The 19,302-nt window shown below is 28.1% G+C and carries 20 protein-coding genes; all 20 read left to right on the top strand.

Annotated features, from left to right (window positions below):
* Entirely contained in the window at positions 1-885 is an 885-nt protein-coding gene (locus tag JW646_RS04715) for a glycosyltransferase family 2 protein (RefSeq protein WP_228416782.1), read from the top strand.
* Positions 886-888: 3 nt separating this feature from the next.
* Positions 889-2,013: an EpsG family protein gene (locus JW646_RS04710; RefSeq protein WP_228416781.1), complete on the top strand. Its 1,125-nt coding sequence runs from the start codon at positions 889-891 to the stop codon at positions 2,011-2,013.
* Between the two features lie 24 nt (positions 2,014-2,037).
* Complete coding sequence (locus tag JW646_RS04705) at positions 2,038-2,763, top strand: glycosyltransferase family 32 protein (RefSeq protein WP_228416780.1); 726 nt, start codon at positions 2,038-2,040, stop codon at positions 2,761-2,763.
* Positions 2,764-2,780: 17 nt separating this feature from the next.
* The gene (locus JW646_RS04700; RefSeq protein WP_228416779.1) at positions 2,781-3,944 is read left to right on the top strand and encodes a glycosyltransferase; all 1,164 of its coding nucleotides are present in this window, start codon (positions 2,781-2,783) and stop codon (positions 3,942-3,944) included.
* A 30-nt stretch (positions 3,945-3,974) separates the two neighbouring features.
* Positions 3,975-5,093 carry a polysaccharide pyruvyl transferase family protein gene (locus JW646_RS04695; protein WP_228416778.1) on the top strand — a complete coding sequence of 373 codons (1,119 nt, stop codon included), beginning with the start codon at positions 3,975-3,977 and terminating at the stop codon, positions 5,091-5,093.
* Positions 5,094-5,125: 32 nt separating this feature from the next.
* Positions 5,126-6,316 carry a Coenzyme F420 hydrogenase/dehydrogenase, beta subunit C-terminal domain gene (locus JW646_RS04690; RefSeq protein ID WP_228416777.1) on the top strand — a complete coding sequence of 397 codons (1,191 nt, stop codon included), beginning with the start codon at positions 5,126-5,128 and terminating at the stop codon, positions 6,314-6,316.
* On the top strand, positions 6,313-6,885 hold the full coding sequence (locus JW646_RS04685; RefSeq protein WP_228416776.1) for an acyltransferase: 573 nt from the start codon (positions 6,313-6,315) through the stop codon (positions 6,883-6,885). Before JW646_RS04690 ends, JW646_RS04685 begins: the two co-directional genes overlap by 4 nt.
* 30 nt (positions 6,886-6,915) lie before the next feature.
* The gene (locus tag JW646_RS04680) at positions 6,916-8,469 is read left to right on the top strand and encodes a lipopolysaccharide biosynthesis protein (RefSeq protein ID WP_228416775.1); all 1,554 of its coding nucleotides are present in this window, start codon (positions 6,916-6,918) and stop codon (positions 8,467-8,469) included.
* A gap of 740 nt (positions 8,470-9,209) precedes the next feature.
* Entirely contained in the window at positions 9,210-9,554 is a 345-nt protein-coding gene (locus tag JW646_RS04675) for a hypothetical protein (protein WP_228416774.1), read from the top strand.
* 733 nt (positions 9,555-10,287) lie between these two features.
* Positions 10,288-11,166 carry a metallophosphoesterase gene (locus JW646_RS04670; RefSeq protein WP_228416773.1) on the top strand — a complete coding sequence of 293 codons (879 nt, stop codon included), beginning with the start codon at positions 10,288-10,290 and terminating at the stop codon, positions 11,164-11,166.
* Between the two features lie 365 nt (positions 11,167-11,531).
* Complete coding sequence (locus JW646_RS04665) at positions 11,532-12,023, top strand: YkvA family protein (RefSeq protein WP_228416772.1); 492 nt, start codon at positions 11,532-11,534, stop codon at positions 12,021-12,023.
* A gap of 57 nt (positions 12,024-12,080) precedes the next feature.
* The gene (locus JW646_RS04660; protein WP_228416771.1) at positions 12,081-13,055 is read left to right on the top strand and encodes a DnaJ domain-containing protein; all 975 of its coding nucleotides are present in this window, start codon (positions 12,081-12,083) and stop codon (positions 13,053-13,055) included.
* 216 nt (positions 13,056-13,271) lie between these two features.
* Positions 13,272-14,051, top strand: coding sequence for an antA/AntB antirepressor family protein (locus JW646_RS04655; RefSeq protein WP_228416770.1), 780 nt, complete (start codon positions 13,272-13,274; stop codon positions 14,049-14,051).
* A gap of 140 nt (positions 14,052-14,191) precedes the next feature.
* On the top strand, positions 14,192-14,455 hold the full coding sequence (locus JW646_RS04650) for a Mor transcription activator family protein (protein ID WP_074918882.1): 264 nt from the start codon (positions 14,192-14,194) through the stop codon (positions 14,453-14,455).
* A gap of 23 nt (positions 14,456-14,478) precedes the next feature.
* Complete coding sequence (locus JW646_RS20285) at positions 14,479-14,646, top strand: CHC2 zinc finger domain-containing protein (RefSeq protein WP_228416769.1); 168 nt, start codon at positions 14,479-14,481, stop codon at positions 14,644-14,646.
* A 128-nt stretch (positions 14,647-14,774) separates the two neighbouring features.
* A complete protein-coding gene (murJ, locus tag JW646_RS04640) occupies positions 14,775-16,316 on the top strand; it encodes a murein biosynthesis integral membrane protein MurJ (protein ID WP_228416768.1) in 1,542 nt (513 codons plus the stop codon).
* A 186-nt stretch (positions 16,317-16,502) separates the two neighbouring features.
* The gene (locus tag JW646_RS04635; protein WP_228416767.1) at positions 16,503-16,772 is read left to right on the top strand and encodes a PqqD family protein; all 270 of its coding nucleotides are present in this window, start codon (positions 16,503-16,505) and stop codon (positions 16,770-16,772) included.
* A gap of 139 nt (positions 16,773-16,911) precedes the next feature.
* A complete protein-coding gene (locus tag JW646_RS04630) occupies positions 16,912-17,292 on the top strand; it encodes a hypothetical protein (RefSeq protein WP_228416766.1) in 381 nt (126 codons plus the stop codon).
* Positions 17,293-17,355: 63 nt separating this feature from the next.
* Complete coding sequence (locus JW646_RS04625) at positions 17,356-18,216, top strand: hypothetical protein (RefSeq protein ID WP_228416765.1); 861 nt, start codon at positions 17,356-17,358, stop codon at positions 18,214-18,216.
* Entirely contained in the window at positions 18,204-19,301 is a 1,098-nt protein-coding gene (locus JW646_RS04620) for a radical SAM protein (RefSeq protein ID WP_228416764.1), read from the top strand. The genes JW646_RS04625 and JW646_RS04620 overlap by 13 nt, the downstream gene beginning before the upstream one ends.
* The last annotated feature ends 1 nt before the right edge of the window (position 19,302 follow it).

Genomic DNA, 19,302 nt, shown 5'->3' with positions numbered 1-19,302 from the left:
TTGGCTACACTTACAATTTTTACACCAACATATAATAGAGCTTATATATTGAATCAATGTTACCAAAGTTTAGTAAGACAAACTTGTAAAGACTTTGTATGGTTAATTATAGATGATGGTTCCAAAGATAATACTAGGGAATTAGTTCAAGAATGGATGAAAAAAGATAATGGTTTTAAAATTAGATATCATTATAAAAAAAATGGTGGAATGCATACAGGTCACAATGCTGCGTATGAGTTGATTGATACAGAGTTAAATGTGTGTATTGATTCAGATGATTTTATGCCAGACAATGCAGTAGAGATAATTACAGGATATTGGAAGAAAAATGGTAATGATAAATACAGCGGAATAATCGCATTAGATGTTTATAAAAATGGTGAAATAATAGGGTCTAAGTTACCTGATAAAAAGTCTACTACATTAAGTGGATTTTATGATAAGGGAGGAAAAGGAGACAAGAAGTTAATTTATAGGACGGATGTTATTAATAGTTATCCAAAGTATCCAGAGTTTAAAGATGAAAGGTTTGTTCCACTAGATTATAAATATTTGATCGCGGATCAAGAGTATGAATTACTTATATTAAATGAAGCAGTGTGTGTGGTTGAGTATATGGAAGATGGTTCTAGTATGAATATGCTTAGACAATATTATAAAAATCCTAGAGGATTTGCTTTTATGAGGAAGGTTCATATGAAATATGACAAAGGATTTGTGAAAAAGTTTAAGACTTGTACTCACTATGTATCTAGTAGCTTTATTAGTGAAAATAAGAATTTTATTAGAGAAAGCCCTAATAAGATTTTTACTGTTCTTGCTATACCTTTTGGAGCTTGTCTTTATAGTGTGATTAAATACAACAATAAGGAAAGGGTATAAGAAATGAAAATATATTGGTTTATGTTAGCGTGGGTAATAATGTTTGGAATGATGTCTCAAATGAGAGCTAAATATGTTTGCATAGGCGAAGAAATATATGAAGCAAGAACTAATTTATTTATGGCACTAGTTACTTTTTCTGTGATTATATTTTTTGCAGGACTAAGAAGTGGCATAGCTGATACGTATGCATATATAAAAATGTTTGATGAGTACCCTTTTTGGGGAGATGCATTGAAATTCATAACTGATCCAGATGCTAGGGAGCCGGGGTTTAGAGTATTCTCTATATTGATAAAAACATATATATCACAAGACTATCATGTATGGCTATTAATAATAGCAATAATAAGTGGAATAGGTATAATGTATCCTTTGTATAATTATTCATGTAACTATGGAATAAGTGTATTTTTATTTATGGTGTCTTGTCAATTCACATGGATGTTAAATGGAATGAGACAATTTCTAGTAGCATGTATTCTATTTGCATGCACACCTCTTATTTTGAACAAGAAGCCTATACCGTATATTATTATAGTGTTAATTATGTCAACAATACATCAGTCAGCTTTAGTTATGATACCTGCATATTTTATAGTAAATAGTGAGCCATGGAGCAAAAGGACAATGATATTTGTAGGTGTAATTATTTTAGCAATACTATTTACAAGTCAATTCGCAAGTTTGTTAGATAGGTTTGTAGAAAATTCCGATTATGCATCATCTATGAATGAATTTAAGGAGACGGATGATGGAACGAGTATCATTAGAATATTAGTAGAATCAGTGCCAATTGTTATGGCGTTATTATATAGAAATAAAATAAAAGATAGGCTAATACCTATTATAAAAATAAGTATAAACATGTCTCTTATATCTAGTGGATTGTATATTATATCTAGAATAGCAAGAAGTGGGATTATGTTAGGGCGACTACCTATATATTTTTCACTATATAATATGATATTACTACCATGGCTTATTAAGAATATATTTGAGAAAAAGGAAAGAAGACTTGTGAATTATGGTATGATAATTTGTTACTTAGGATTTTTCTATTATCAAATGTGTATTGCCTGGGGCGGTTTAGAATATGTAAGTGATATTTTAAATTTGTATTATTAAATAAAATAGAGGAGTATTGATGTCATGGTAACTAGTATACCTAAAAAAATACATTATTGTTGGTTTGGAAAAAAAGATAAACCAGAAATTGTAGTTAAATGTATTGATTCTTGGAAAAAAGTTTTGAATGACTATGAGATTATAGAATGGAATGAAAGTAAATTTGATATAAATTGTAATAACTATGTAAAACAAGCATATGAAAGGGGGAAATTTGCATTTGTAAGTGATTATGTAAGAATAAAAGTATTATATGATTATGGCGGAATTTATTTAGATACAGATGTAGAAGTATTTAAAACATTTGATGATTTACTAGAAAATGATTCTTTCTGGGGATTTGAAGAAGCAAATTATATAGCAACAAGTACAATAGGAGCAAAAAAGCAAAACAAAATAATAGGTGAATTTATCGATTTGTACAAAGACCAAAGTTTTATAGATGAATTTGGTCAAATAAGCAAAACAACAAATGTTTCTATGATTACAGAATTATTAGCTAGCAAAGGTGTAAAGATGGATGGTAAATACCAACAAGTGGATAGTATGATTATTTATCCAAGAGAAATTTTATCTCCATATGATTATTCAAATTGTAGAGATTTTACTACAAAAGATACTTACTGCATACATCATTTTTATAAAAGTTGGTTACCATTATCACAGCGTATAAAAAGTAGTATAAAGTACAATATTGCAAACATTATCGGAGGAGACAATATAGCTAAAATTAGAGAAATAATACAATAAAAGTTTTGGGTGATATTATGGAAAATATATTAATTTCATCATTTGATTTAGAAGTTGGTGGAGTGGAAAGAAGTCTAATAAGTATGGTAGATAAGTTTGACTATAAGAAATATAATGTAGATTTAATGTTATATAGCCATACAGGGGAGTTTATGAAGCTATTACCAAAGAAGCCTAATTTATTAGATGAAAATAAAAAGTATAAAACAATGAGAATGTCAATATTAGATACTATAAAAATAGGACAAATACCAATTGCAATAGGCAGACTTATAGCCAGATACAAATCTAGGGGAAAAGGATATATGCAAATGCAATATATATGGAAATATACATTACCTTATATGGCAAAATTAAATAAAAAATATGATGTGGCAATTAGTTATTTGTGGCCTCATTATTTTGTATCAGAAAAAGTAGTTGCAAATAAAAAAATAGCTTGGATACATACAGACTATTCAACTATAGAAACGGATGTAGAATTAGATCTTAAGATGTGGAGTAAATTTGATTATATAGTAGCAGTATCACAAGAGTGTAGAGCGTCATTTATATCAAAATATCCAACATTAAAAGAAAAAGTGAGAGTAATAGAAAATATAACATCCCCAGAGTTTGTAAGAACGCAGTCAAGTGAAAAAATTAGTGATTTCCCAAGAAATAATGGAGATTTTAATATATTATCTGTTGGAAGATACTGTGAAGCTAAGGGCTTTGACAATGCTATCAAAGCATTAAGGATTTTACATGATAGAGGTTATACCAATATTAAATGGTATATTATTGGATATGGTCAAGATGAAAAATTTTTAAAAAAATTAGTAATAGAGAATAAACTAGAAGAGAGTTTTATCCTATTGGGTAAAAAGATAAACCCATATCCTTATATGAAAGAATGCGATTTGTATGCACAACCATCAAGATATGAAGGAAAGGCAGTTACAGTAACGGAAGCACAAATTCTTGGTAGACCAGTTATGATTACTAATTACGCTACTGCAAAGTCTCAAGTTGATAATGGGTATGATGGATATATAACGGAATTATCCATAGAGGGAATTGCTGATGGAATTGAAAGATTATATAAAAATATAAAACTGAGAGAAAAATTTATGAATAACTGTAGCAATACTAAATATAGCAATGAAGAGGAATTAAAAAAACTATATGAAATAATGTAAAAGATAATTAAGTCAGAAAGAGGGTACAAAATGAGGATATGTACACTTACATGTCATGATGTATATAATCATGGAGCATCAATACAAGCATATGCATTAATGAAATATCTCAAAAATATAGGGCATGAAGTAGAGATAATAGATTATAAACCAGATTATCTTAGTCAGCATTATGATATATGGGGGATAAGTAACCCTAAATGGAAGAAAAACATATTGACAAAGGTAATTTATATAACGTTAAAAATGCCCGGAAGATTAATTTCACTGAAAAGAAAAAAGGCGTTTGATAAATTTAGAGAAAAAAACTTAATTATAACCCAAAAGAGATATACATCAAATGAAGAGTTAAAAAAGGATTTACCACAAGCAGATGTATATATTTGTGGTAGTGATCAAATTTGGAATAGTTTACATAGAAATGGCAAAGATCCAGCATTTTATTTAGATTTTGTTCCAGATAATAAAATAAAAGTAGCTTATGCGGCTAGTTTTGCAACAGACACAATAGATGATAAATATAAACCTATGGTAAAGAAAAAAGTTTTAAAACTTGATGGAGTAGGTATTAGAGAAAAAAGTGGAGTAGAAATAGTTAAAGGATTAGGAATAGATAAAGCTATAAATGTTGTAGATCCTGTATTTTTATTAGATAAAGAAGAATGGAATAAAATAGGAAATGAAACTTTTAACGATAATTATATATTAGTATATGATTTTGATAAGAGTAGCTTAGTAGAAAAAATAGCAACAGAAATAGCAAGAGAAAAAGGATTAAAAATATATACTATAAATGAAGATAAACCTAAATATGCAAATAGACACTTTAATTTAAGTGGGCCGAATACTTTTGTTTCTTTAGTAAAAAATGCTGAATTTGTTATATCAAATTCATTCCATGCAGTTGTATTTTCAGTTATATATAATAAAAATATAGCAATAGTTAATAGAACAGAAAATATTAATACAAGAATGAAAGATTTATTAGATGATTTAAAGTTAAAAAATAGATTAGTAAATGAAAATTATAAGATAGAACAAATACTAAAGGACATTGACTATACAGAATCAAATAAGATACTAAATCAAAAAATAGATTTTTCTAAACAGTATATAGATAATATATTATCAGCTAAAAATACCATATAGATTCTATTCACTTATCATAAAAGGAGACTGTGATGATTGATAAATTAGATTATAAAAGATGTACGATATGTCAAGTTTGTATAAATATATGTCCTAAAAATTGTATAACATTAGATTCATTTAAAGATGGATTTAATTATCCAGTTATAGATAAAAATATTTGTATAGACTGTAAGGCTTGTGAAAAAACATGTCCAGTACTAAATCCATTAAATTCGAGGGAATCCTTAAAGCAATGCTATGCTGGTATGAATACAAATGAAGAAGAGAGGGTGAAAAGTTCATCTGGAGGTGTGTTTAGCACTTTAGCAAAATATATTATGAATAATAATGGAGTAGTTTGTGGTGCAGCATTTGATAAAGAATTTCAAGTTAATCATATCTTAATAGAAAATGAAAATGAATTGATAAAATTAAGAGGATCTAAATATATACAAAGTAATACAAAGGATGTATTTAACAAAGTAAAAAAACAATTAACAACAGGTAAAACTGTTTTATTTAGTGGATGTCCCTGTCAAGTTGGAGGACTAAAAAAATATCTAGGTAAAGAATATGAAAATTTATATACAATTGATTTTATATGTCATGGAATCCCGAGTCAAAATATATTTAATAAGTACCTTGAGATACTAGAGAAAAAATATAAATCTAAAGTAGTACAATTTTTCTTTAGAGATAAAAGTAAAGGATGGCATACATCTAGCATAAAAGCTAAGTTTGAAAATGGCAAAGAATATACTAAATTTATAACAGATGACATGTATATGAGAGGATATTTTGGAAATATATATCTTAAATCAGCTTGTTACAATTGTGAATTTAGAAATTTTAAGAGTGAAAGTGATATAACACTAGGTGATTTTTGGGGTGCTGAAGTAGAAGAAAAAGAAATCGATGATAATAAAGGGTTGTGTGCAGTTGTTGTAAATACTTCTAAAGGAGTTATATTAAAAAATAATATTAATGATAGTAATATTTTTAAAGCTGTAGATTATAATAAAATACTAAAATATAATAAAGCGTTAGAAATATCATTTAAGTATAGCACAAAAAGAAATGATTTTTTAAAACTAGTTAGAACAGAAGACTACAATAATATATTTAAAAAATTATGTAAAGAAAAAAATACACATAAGTTTGTTCGAGTGATGAGATATAAATTAGGAAAGATTAAACAATTTATATTAAAAATAGAATCAAGAAGGATAGATAGAATATGAGTATATTAAATATTAAAATAGCTATTGCTGATTATTTCAGAAAAAAAAGACAACGAAAACTGTATAGTCAAATGAAATCAGTTGGTAAAAATGTTTATATTTGTCCAGGACATAACATTTCCTCAAAAAAAAATGTAGAAATAGGAAATGACGTATGGATAGGTTATAGCTGTTTTATTTCAGGACAAGGAAATGTAACTATTGGAAGTGGCACCATAATATCTCATAATGTTGAAATTTGGACACAAAATCATAGGTATGAAGCTGAAAATTTAGAGAGCATACCTTATGATAAGGAATTTATAAAAAAACCTGTTTATATAGGTGAAAACGTTTGGGTTGGTTCAAAAGTTATTATTTTACCAGGGGTAACAATAGGAGAAGGTGCAGTTATTGGAGCGGGTGCAGTTGTAACAAAGAATATACCACATTGTGCAGTTATTGGAGGAAATCCTGCTAAAATATTAAAGTATAGAGATAAAGAACAATACTTTAAATTGAAAAGTGAAGATAGTATATATTTAAAAATGAATTATAATTATGATATTTCGAGTAATCGAATTAGATAAAATTACAACTAGAATGAGAGGATAGAATAGTTGAATAACAAAAGCAGAATCCAAAATTCATTAAAAAATATAAGTAATGGTATTATAGCACAAATAATATCATTAGTAGCTAATTTTGCAGTTAGATCTGTATTTATAAAGTACTTAAATGAAGAATATTTAGGTATAAATGGGCTTTTTACTAATATATTAGGAATATTATCTTTGGCAGAAATGGGGTTTGGATCAGCGATGGTGTATAGTATGTATAAACCTTTATCTGAAAAAAATAATCAAAAATTACAGGCAATAATGAATTTATATAAAAAAGTATATATGTATATAGGATCTATAGTAGGGCTTATAGGATTAGCTATTATTCCATTTATGGATTGTATTATAATAGATAAACCTAATGTTAATAACTTAATATTAATATATATAATGTATATATTTAATTCAGTATCTTCTTACTTCATTGCTTATAAAAGATCTATACTTACAGCCGACCAAAAGGAATATGTATCGGCTCAGTATAGATATATATTTACACTGATTAAATCTGTAGTACAAATATTCATACTGACTATTTTCAAAAGTTTTATTTTATATTTATCAGTACAAATAATATGTACTATTTTAGAGAATGTATTTATTTCTAATAAAGTAAACAAAATTTATCCGTTCTTAAATGTAAAAAATAATGAAAAATTATCTAGGCGTGAGCTGAAAAAAATAAAGGATGATGTTAGAGCTTTAATTATAGCAAAATTCGGAAATGTTATGCTGAATGGAACTGATAATATTATAATATCATCTTTTGTAGGCATAAAATGGGTAGGACTATTATCCAACTATAATTTAATTGTAGGGTCTGTAGACATATTAATTTCTCAGATCATATATGGATTAACGGGTAGTATAGGTAATTTTATGATTGAAAAAGATTCAAAAGAAAGACTTAACTTATTCAAGCAAGTAGACTTTTTAGTTTTTTGGCTAAATGGATTTGCTTCATTATGCTTGAGTATATTGTTAAATCCATTTATAGAATTATGGATAGGGAATGGTTATGTAATTGAACAAAGTATAGTAAATGTATTGTCGATAAATTTCTATATAAGTGGAGTTATATCATTGTTATGGATGTTTAGATCAACAAATGGGTTATTTACAAAAGGCAAATATAGACCGATTATATCAGCAGTACTAAATATTGTAATATCAATAATTTTAGGAAAATATATGGGATTAATAGGTGTATTACTAGGTACTACTATATCGAGGATACTAAGTAATATATGTTTTGATCCATATATTATATATAGATACGCATTTAAGGAAAGTGTAAAAGAATATTACATATCATATGGTTTCAGAATTATAATATTAGTAAGTATATATGTGATACTTAATTTTATAAAATGTAATGTACTTATAGGTGAAGTAAGCATATTTGTTTTTACTTTACTGCTTATATTATGCATAATATTTATAAACACGGTATTTTATATAGTATATAGAAGAAGTAAAGAGTTTAAATATATGCTTGATAAAGTTAAACCATGTATCAGTAAAATAAAGCTTAGTATAGGCTTGAATTAGAACAAATACACAGTATTATTTATCAAAGATAGAGCTTGTTTATTAGTTTGAAGTATGTTGTTTCATCTACTTATAACAAAGATTATTAATAATAAAAAAAGAAGTTATAAATATTTATAGAATTAAATAAAGATTATGTTACTAATTTTTATGAACAAGCTAAGGTGAAAAAATTTAAAGGACATATTATAAATGCAATAGATGTAAGTTATAGAATTTACAAATACTGAATAATTGCGAAAAAATATAATTGCATATCTACAGGTCAATATATTTACAGTAGTATAGTAAGAGCTGTAACTTCAGGAGTTTATGATGTGCTCAATAATATAATGATTGATACTATCATTGGAAAAATAAGTATTCAAATGGAAAAAATAGACTTGTAGTCGAGTAAGATTTTTATGTTCAAATATTACTATTTAATATGCTTGAATATTTGAGAAGCAATGCTGATAAAGTCGTCAAAGACAATAATAAAAAGAAAGATTAAAAATATGATTATAAGGTGAATATGAATTTATAGATTGTTACATTATCTAGCAAACATTATAGTATAAGCCAAGTTTGTGAAATAGAATCAGTTTCCACCATAATGAAATTAGATTTATAAAAAAATGCTACACTTCGTGTTCTAGTATGATGCACGGTAGTACGAATAGTGTAGGATTGTAATGATATCAATAAATATAAGGAAAAATTTAATCTTAATAATACTAATAATTTGGAGGACTGATGATATGGAGCTTACTAAAAAGCTAACACAAATTATAAAAGGAGTATCCATATTGTTTATGCTTCTGCTTCATTTATTTTGCACCAAAAAATACAATGGATTATTTACACCTATAATAATGATAGGCAATACACCTTTAATATATTATTTAGCCTTATTTGGAGATATGTGTGTGGTTATGTGCTTTTGCAGTGGTTATGGCCTAATGGCAGGATATAAAAGTAATAAAGAAAATTATTCAAAGAAAAATTTAATTAGAATAATAAAACTATATGTAAACTTTTGGATAATAATATTATTATTATTTGTAGTAATACTTGGACCAATAATGGGGGTTGGTGGTTTTTAACTACATATATAATATTAGTCATATTGTCAACATTTATAAACAAAATAGTTATAAAATACAATCCAATATTAATAATAGTCATATCTTTTATAATATATTTTGTAGCATATATTCAAAGGATAATGGTACCTATTGTATCAGATAGTCAAGTTATAAACTATATACTAAAACAACCGCATTCTTTGGTACATCTCAGTTTCATTATATAATAGCAGCAATATTTGCTCATAAAAAAATATACTCTAAGATATATAATATTTCTAATAAAATAAAATTAAAAAATATTATATCCATGTTTTTAATAATAATCATGATAATTGCTCATGGAATAGTTCAGACTTTATTTGTTTCTGTTTTTATAGGAATAGCTTTTATTGTGTTGTGTAGTTCAATAGAGAAACCTACATGGTTAGATATGGTACTTACTCATATAAGTAAACATTCTACAAATATGTGGTTGACTCACATATTTTTTATACGGTTTATTTCAAAAAATTAATATATGCATCTAAATACCCAGTATTTATTTTTATATGGCTAGTTACAATTTGTATAGCTGCTTCTTATGTAATTAATTATATTTATAAGTTTTTCTTGAATATTATTGATTTAAAACTATTAATAAGAGTAATAAAAATATGAAATTTGAAATTTGAAATTAAAAATTAGAATTTAATAGACTGATGAGAAAGGGTATCGCGAAATGATACATCCTTAAAATGGGAATTAAAATATGAAAAAAATATCAAAGTTGATTGTCGGAATTTTAATATTTATTTTAGTAATATCATCATTATCTTACTACGAAGTATACATATCTTATAATAATCTTATAGAAAACAAGTATATCATAGAAAATAAAAAAATAAATGAGTGTATAAATATAGTCATAATATCTGACCTTCACCACAATCAGCTAGGACAAAACAACAAAGAGTTAATAAACAAAATAAATGAACTCACACCTGATATAATTCTTGTTGCAGGTGACATGGTAAACTCAGATTCAAAAGACAGCAAAATAGTCACAAACCTTATGAAACAGTTATGCAAAGAGAATCAAGTATTCTATTCCTTGGGAAATACAGATATATATTATATAAAATCAGGAAGGTCTAATTTAGTAAAAGATTTAGAAAATGTGGGAGTTACTGTTCTTGATAATGAATACGAAGATGTAAAGATAAATGGTGAGATTATAAGAATAGGTGGAATGTATGCCTATGCCTTTGGATTGAATGGTAACAATAATGTTGATAAAAACACTATGGAAGAAGGTGTCTTTGACTTTCTAAATGATTTCCAAGATACAGATAATTATAAAATCATGATGGCTCACAGGCCAGACAGCTTTATATTTGGGAATGCATCAAAGGTATGGGATATTGACCTAGTAGTTAGTGGACATAATCATGGTGGACAAGTTGCTCTACCTTTTGTTGGAGGACTATATGGCGGGGACCAAGGCTGGTTTCCAAAGTATGACAAAGGATTATTTGATTTAAATAAAATAAAGCTCCTTATAACTAGTGGGTTAGGATCAGGTAAACAAAAGTTACCTAGATTTAATAATCCACCTGAAGTAGTAAATCTAAAGATATCAAATGAATAATTATAAAGAAATTAAGACCATAGTTTTTACTATGGTTTTTTACATGTTAGGAAATAGTAGTTAAATTTACGCTGTTGATAAACTCTGGGATGAAGTTATATGAACTCATTTAGAAAGTGTAAAAAATATATTTTTAAGCAAGGTCGTTGCCTGAAATTTCATAGCGCCCACGCAGTGGCTTAAAGCGGTAGCGAAGGCATCTAGTTGGAGATATGAGCGAAGCGAGTTTTTTGTTTGTCATATGTTTAAAAATAATTTTATATTAAAAATACATTATAAAATAGATTATAAAGTTGTAGTATTTTATGATATAAGTATTGGGTTAATTTGGATGACAAAATATGAGGGCTTTAGGGGGGAATTAAGTGAATATAAACGAAGATGTAATATTTACAAAAGATATAGTATCAAAGTACGAAAATAAACATGATGAAAAAGGCTTTTGGGAAAAAATAAAAAAAGTTGGAACTAAAATTGGAGTAACTCCCATATATCTAGTCTTTTTATTGTATCATTCACTTATGTCAAAGAGTATTTCCATTGCAGCTAAAGCGCCTATAGCGGGAGCTTTAGGATATTTTATAAGTCTTGTTGACATAGTGCCTGACTTAACACCGGTCATAGGGTACTGTGATGATATGAGTATTGTTGTTGGGTCATTAGGTGTAATTGCAACACAAATAACTGAAGAAATTAGGTGGGAAGCTAAAAATAGTACAAAAAAAATTTTCCCTAATATTACAGATGAAGAGTTTATTATAATAGATAAAATGTATAACAAGTCAGCTCAAGTAGTAAATGATGCAAAAAACATGAAAGAAAATAAACATAATATTAGAACAAAATCAAAAAAATAATTAATAAAAAATGAAGTTTTGAGCGAAGTGAATTTTTTTATATAGTAGGAGGAATATATGAGTTTTTTTAAAACTGTTGTAGGAGGAGCACTAGGATTTATGGTTGGGGGACCATTGGGTGCAGCAGGAGGAGCTGTATTAGCAAACAGCTTTGGAGGTGGCAATTACAAATATAATATTAATTGTCCACATTGTCATAAATCATTAGGAGTTAATGAGTATGGGATTTATAACTGTTCTCACTGTGGTGGAAATTTTGAATTTTCCACTGATGGTGTTATAAAAAATAATAGTTTCAATGTGATTTGTCCATATTGTAATGGAAATGTACTAATTGATAGTACTGGAATATGGAACTGCTGTCATTGTGAAAATAGTTTTGAATATGGGGAAGATAATAGGATAAGAAAATATGATGATGAAGAAAACACATATATTTTTATTATATTTGCAGCATATGCTAAACTTTGCAAGATTAATGGATCTATTAAAAATAGTCATATAAAAGTTCTAAATGATATTATAAATAATTATTATGGATTTGATGAAGAAAATAGAAAAAGAGCCATAGAATGCTTCAGAAAAGGAAGAGATTCAGATAAAACTTTTGAAGATTACTGTGTTAAATTAAATAACAGTTGTGATGATAATCTTGAAGAGGATAGAAATCTAAAGAATGGATTTTTAGATTGTTTATATAAAATAGCAACTTTCGGGGGAAAAGCTACATATCAAGATGAAAAAATGCTTGATTATGCAGCAGCAGTTCTTAAAATAGAACCTTATATAATAAATTCAATTAAAGCAGAATATATGGATAATACTTTGGACAAGTATTATGAGATTTTAGGATGTAAAAAAGGCGATGATTTACCAACAATAAAATCTAAGTACAGAAAACTTGTTGGAGAGTGTCATCCTGACAAGATTTTAAATAAAGACTTACCAGATTATTTGGTAGAATACTCTACACAAAGATTTAGAGAAGTTCAAGAAGCCTACGAAAAAATCAGAGTAACTTTAGGAGCATAATAATAAATAGAAATAGAGTCTACATTAAAGTAGGCTCTATTTTTTATGCTCAAAACCTATCTTGCAAAGGGGGTAACAAAAATGTGCACCCCTTTGCCCCAAGTCTAAATATAATTTCAGAAACTATTTTATACAAATAAACCACAAAAATAAACTACTATAATATCAATAAAACAAATTTCAAAGGAATAATTATTAATAGTTGGAGGTAGAAAAATGGAAAAGCGATTAATACCCTACATAATTAATGATAGCGGAGAGGTAATAGTAAGTGGAAGAGAATTACACGACTTTCTTCAAATTAAAACACCTTTTAAAATATGGATTCCAAGAATGATAGAGTATGGATTTGAGGAAAAAGAAGACTACGAAATAGTAATACAAAAATACCAAACATCAGGAGGAATGCAAGATCTTAAGGACTATATGTTAAAGGCAGACATGGCAAAGGAAATTTGCATGTTTCAAAGAAGTGACAGAGGGAGACAGGCAAGGTTATATTTTATAAATCTTGAGAAAAAGTTTAATTCACCAGAAGCTATTTTAGATAGACTTAGACAATTATTAGATTATAACACATCATACTCACAAAACTCACATGAGGAAATTATGAATCCTTCACAAGTTACGTCACAAATCATACCAAGTAATCCTAATATGACAAATCAACTAGTGCCCAGTTATATGGCACATAATTATAACAGTGAAAATTTTAGTGATTTACTTACTAATTTTAGAGATACAGCAAAGATGTTTGGTATGAAGGAAAACATGCTAATAAGTTGGCTGATTTTGAGAAACTTTTGTTACAGAGACAACTATAACAGTATGAGACCTTACTCACAATATATGAAATATTTTAACCTAAGACCATTTAAATCACCAGCAGGACATAGTGGAATTCAGGCATTGATAAATTCAAGGGGAAGAGACTATTTTACAAACTTGCTCATGAATGAGAATCTTATGGAAGTAGAATATATTAATGTTTTGTAAAATAAATGTACAAATATGTATACAATAAATATTTATATAAAATTGTTGTCAACAAAACATAAGTTCGTTACAATATAAATATAAAACGTATGTTCTATAAAAATGAAGTAAACTTAAAAAATAACAGAGGGGGACAAAAGATGAATATTTTAATGGAAGATATTCCTTATGAATTACATGCTTTGGCAGAAATAGTAGGAATGAAAAATTTTGAAGAAATATCAAAACTTTATGGTGGCACAACAGTATATATTCCAGTCCACAGAAAAGTAGTTTTGGGGGAAAGAAACAGAGAAATTGTAAGACAATATAATGGGAAAAATGTGGACAAACTTAGAGTAAAATACGGCATTACAAGTCAACAAATAAGAAAAATTTTAAATGACAATGGAGTTTTAAATTAATGGATTAACTTATTTTCATACAAATGATAGAGTACAGAAATTATTATTATCCTAACCAACTAAAAAACAAAAAAATGGTATGCCCCTTTCATAATGACATAAATCCTAGTTTTTATGTAAAAGAGAATAGTTCTGGTGGCAGTTTTTATAAGTGTTTTGGTTGTGGTGAAAGCGGAACAACAATATATTAAATACATTGAAAATGGTCATCCATAAATGGATGGCTATTTTTTGTTGAAATAATGTTAGAATATCGTATTAAATTTTAACAAAAGATATTATAATGGTATATGTGATAAAAATACGAAGGAGCAAAACAATGAGCAAATTGGCAAGAGCCACTTTTGGACTAATGGTGGCAACTATAATAGCAAAAATATTGGGATTTGGTAGAGAATTAGTTCTTGCTGCTGGGTATGGAGCAGGCATATATAGTGATGCATATATAACAGCCATGAATATACCACAGGTTATTTTTGCAATAATCGGAAGTACTTTAGCAACGGTACTTATACCTATGTATATGGAAGTACATAAAGAAGAAGGAGAAGAAGGTTCTCTTAAATTTATAAATAATGTGTTTAACTTAGTTGTAATAGGATGTGTAGTTCTTTCAATTCTTGGGTTTGTGTTTACAGAACAAATTGTAAATGTATTTGCCATGGGATACAAAGGAGAGGCATTGCAAGTGGCTATTAATTTTACTAGAATAACTATTCTTGGAATTGTATTTACTGGCCTTAGTTATGTAATGACTTCTTATTTACAAATAAAAAATGATTTTATTACACCAGGACTTAGTAGTGTGCCCAAGAATGTAATTATTATTGTGGCAACTTTACTTAGTATAAAGTATGGTCCTTATATAATGATTTGGGGGACTTTACTTGGAATGGTAAGTGAGTTTTTAATTCAAGTACCTTATGCAATAAAGGCTGGATATAGATATGTACCAATTATTAAAATAAAAGATAAATATATTAAAAAGATGGCTTGGCTTATTGCTCCTGTGCTAATCGGTGTGGCAGTAAATCAGGTGAATACTTTGGTAGACAGAACTTTGGCATCTACATTGCCAGCAGGAACAGTTTCTGCACTAAATTATTCAAATAAACTTATATCCTTTGTTATAGCCATATTTATAACATCCATATCATCTGTGATTTATCCTATTTTATCACAGTTGTCCAAGGAAGATAACAAAGAGAGGTTTATTGCATCTGTTATAAAAAGTATAAACTGCGTCATAATACTTGTTTTACCAATTACTGTAGGAACCATGGTTCTATCATTACCTATAGTAAGGGTACTTTTTGAAAGAGGCGCTTTTGATCCAAGGGGAACTTCTTTAACAGCAGTGGCATTGGCGATGTATTCTGTAGGAATGGTTGCCTATGGTCTAAGAGATGTTCTGGGCAAGATTTTTTACTCTTTGCAAGACACAAAAACACCAATGGTAAATGGTGTAATAGCCATGGGTATGAACATGGTTATGGATGTGGTGTTTATTCAGTTTTGGGGACTTGCAGGCCTTACTTTGGCCACTAGTTTGTCTTCACTGGCTTGTATAATGTTGTTGTTTAGAAGTTTGAGAAAGAAGATAGGTTACTATGGACAAGATAAGATTGCCAAGGCTACAGTGAAAAGTCTTGTGGCATCTTTGAATATGGGTGCTGTGGCTTATTATTCTTATCATTATATGATAGGGTTTACTCATACTGGAGGAAAGGCAGAGTTTATTGTGCTTATGATCGCTGTTACTTTGGCAGCTGTTGTCTATGGTGGTCTTGTCATATTGTTTAAGGTTGATGAGATTAGGATTGTTACGGATGTGGTGAAGAGAAGGTTGAAGAGAGCTTAGAGATAATAAACCTCTAATTGTTGTATATAAATACTGACAATTGGAGGTTTATTTTGATGGAAAAAAATAACAAATTAGTTGACAAAAAAAGGAAAAGAGAACACAATAAAAATATAATATAAAAATATATTATTTAAAAAATGAGTTTGGAATTTAGCAAAATAATAAATAGAAGTGGGGCATAAAATGAAGATAAACAAGGATTTTATGATTCGTGAAATAGCTGATGAGACTGTTCTTGTAGCAACTGGACAAGCATCGCAAAATTTTAATGGAATGATAAGTATAAACGAGGTTGGTTCATTTATTTTACATAATATTGAAGAATGTAAAGATGAAGATGAACTAGTTAGCAAGACTCTTGATGAATTTGAAGTAGGGGAAAATACAGCAAGAGAAGATGTTAGAGAGTTTGTAGATCAATTGATAAAAATAGGGGTTGTTGTACAAGATTAGTTAAAGTATAGGGGGATATTTAAATAATATTTAGAAGTATGATGGGTATAAAGTCAATTTTGTATAAAATGAATTGAACTTGTTTATTTCTTAATATTGTATTAAATATAAATTTTACAAATAGAAAAGGGGGGATAGTGTGAAAAGAAAATATGCAAAGCCAAGTATGAGTATAGATATGTTTGAAGCGAATGAGTATATAGCTGCTTGTTACAAAATAAGTTGTAATGTTCCTAGTGGGGTAGGCTATAATGAAACGAATGGTACAGATGGTTATCAAAGTGATGAATATAAAAAAGTAAACGGCAAATGGGTACTTGTAAAAGGAGATGACTACATAGCTTCAGGTTCTGGATGTGGAGTATGGCATAGAGTACGCCTAAATGCTAAACCTACAAATAATGCAATGTGGGATCCTGACCATGGGAAAGAATATCCAGTATACCACTGGACTCAAGGTAGTGGTAATAATGGGCATCATTTCTCTTCTCGATGGGATTCTGATCCAAATGCATCATAAAATAAAATAAATATACAAAAAAGGCAAAGGTGGGATGGAAATCCTACCTTTTTTGAGGTAAACATGAATATAAAATGTGGTAAATTAGCATTTAAAATATCTCATGATAAAAGATGGGATATACCTATAAATGCAAAAAAATTTGAAGATAATGATAGTGAAATAGATATATTTTATGAGATAGAGTTTGTAAATAGTATCAAATACAACAATGAGCCAATTGTATGTAAAAGAGAGCATATCCTAGTTACTAAAAATGACCATAATTTTGAATCTAGATATTTGATGATACCAGGTAACTTTTATCCTTATGCCTATTACAGAGAAGATAGTGACAAAAAAATATGCATAGAAATCATAAAGGATTTTAAAAGTAGCTTTACTATAGATACGATGTTTTGGTCTTTATTTGCTTTAGAAAAACATTTGATAAAAGAAGAATCTATTATTTTTCACTGTTCATACATGGTTTATAAAGGGCGTGCAGTTTTATTTAGTGGACCAAGTGGCATAGGCAAGTCAACACAATCAAGATTATGGGAGAAAAATAGAAATACTAGGATCATTAATGGAGATAGGGCTCTATTAGAAAAAGAAGATAAATACTGGTATGTAAATGGTTGGCCTGTTTGCGGTTCTTCAGAAATTTGTATAAATGAAAAACATAAGCTAGGTTCCATCGTATTTTTAGAAAAAAGCAATGAAAATTCAGTGATTCGCCTTGAAAGAAAAGATGCAATAAAAAAATTAATAAGTCAAATAACTATAAATTATTGGAATAAAGATTTTGTAAATAAGGCAATTTCTTTAGCCGAAAATATTGTAGATAATATAAAAATATATGAATTAACATGTACGCCAGATATAGAGGCAGTAAAAGTATTAGAAAAGTTTTTGGAGGAGAATGAAGAATGGATACATTAGAAGTAATTAATAATATGGAAGAAAAATTATGTTACAAAGCAACATTAGCTAATATTCCATTAAGTGGAGCCTTTGAATTGTTACCTCTTTGTAATATGAACTGTAGTATGTGTTATATACGATTAACAAGTGAAGAAATGAATAAAATTGGACATATTAGAACTGCTGATGAATGGTTAGCAATTGCGAAAGAAATGAAAAATGCAGGTACACTCTTTATATTATTAACCGGAGGAGAGCCTTTACTGTATAAACAATTTGAAGAAATTTATAATGGTCTGAGAGAAATGGGAATGATTGTGACTATAAATACTAATGGGACTTTAATTAATGACAGGGTATGCAATATGTTAGCAAATAATAAGCCGCGCAGAGTAAATGTAACTTTGTATGGAGCAAGTAACGAGACTTATGAAAAATTATGTCATAACCCTAAAGGCTATGATGAAACAATTAGAGGAATAAACCTATTAAAACAAAAAAATATAGATATTAAACTAAATGTGAGTTTAGTAAAAGAAAATATGAATGATCTGCCTAAGATGTTGGAAATAGCTAATAGTCTAGAAATTCCTATAAAGGTAGACACATACATGTATCCAAAAACTAAAGGAATTAAAAATGATTTTAATAATGATGATAGAATAGATCCGCAAAAAGTGGCAAATATAGATACTTTTATTAGATACAATACAGAGACTGAAGAGTCATTTATGAAAAATAGAGGGGAGTATTTAAATAGATATGAGTATGGTAAAAACACTAAACCTCCTAAATCCCTACCTTTAAGCTGTAGAGCAGGTAAAAGTTCTTTTTGGATAAATTGGCAAGGAAATATGACTCCTTGTGTATTTTTAGACAATATATATATGGATGTTTTTGAAAATAGTTTTATAAAATCATGGAATTATATAGTCGAAGAAAGTAAAAAAATATTTTTATCTTCTGATTGTAAACATTGTGATAAGAGAGAAGTATGCCAAGTTTGTGCAGCAGCAGCTTATTGCGAGACGGGAAGTGTAAGTAAAAAACCAGAGTATTTATGTAAATTAACAGAAGAAACAATAAAGATCTTAAGTTATTGAG

The sequence above is a fragment of the Terrisporobacter hibernicus genome (genome assembly GCF_020809405.1).
GTDB lineage: Bacteria > Bacillota > Clostridia > Peptostreptococcales > Peptostreptococcaceae > Terrisporobacter > Terrisporobacter petrolearius.
The sequence above is the reverse complement of the archived record's forward strand: the minus strand, read 5'-3'. Positions and strand labels throughout refer to the sequence as shown.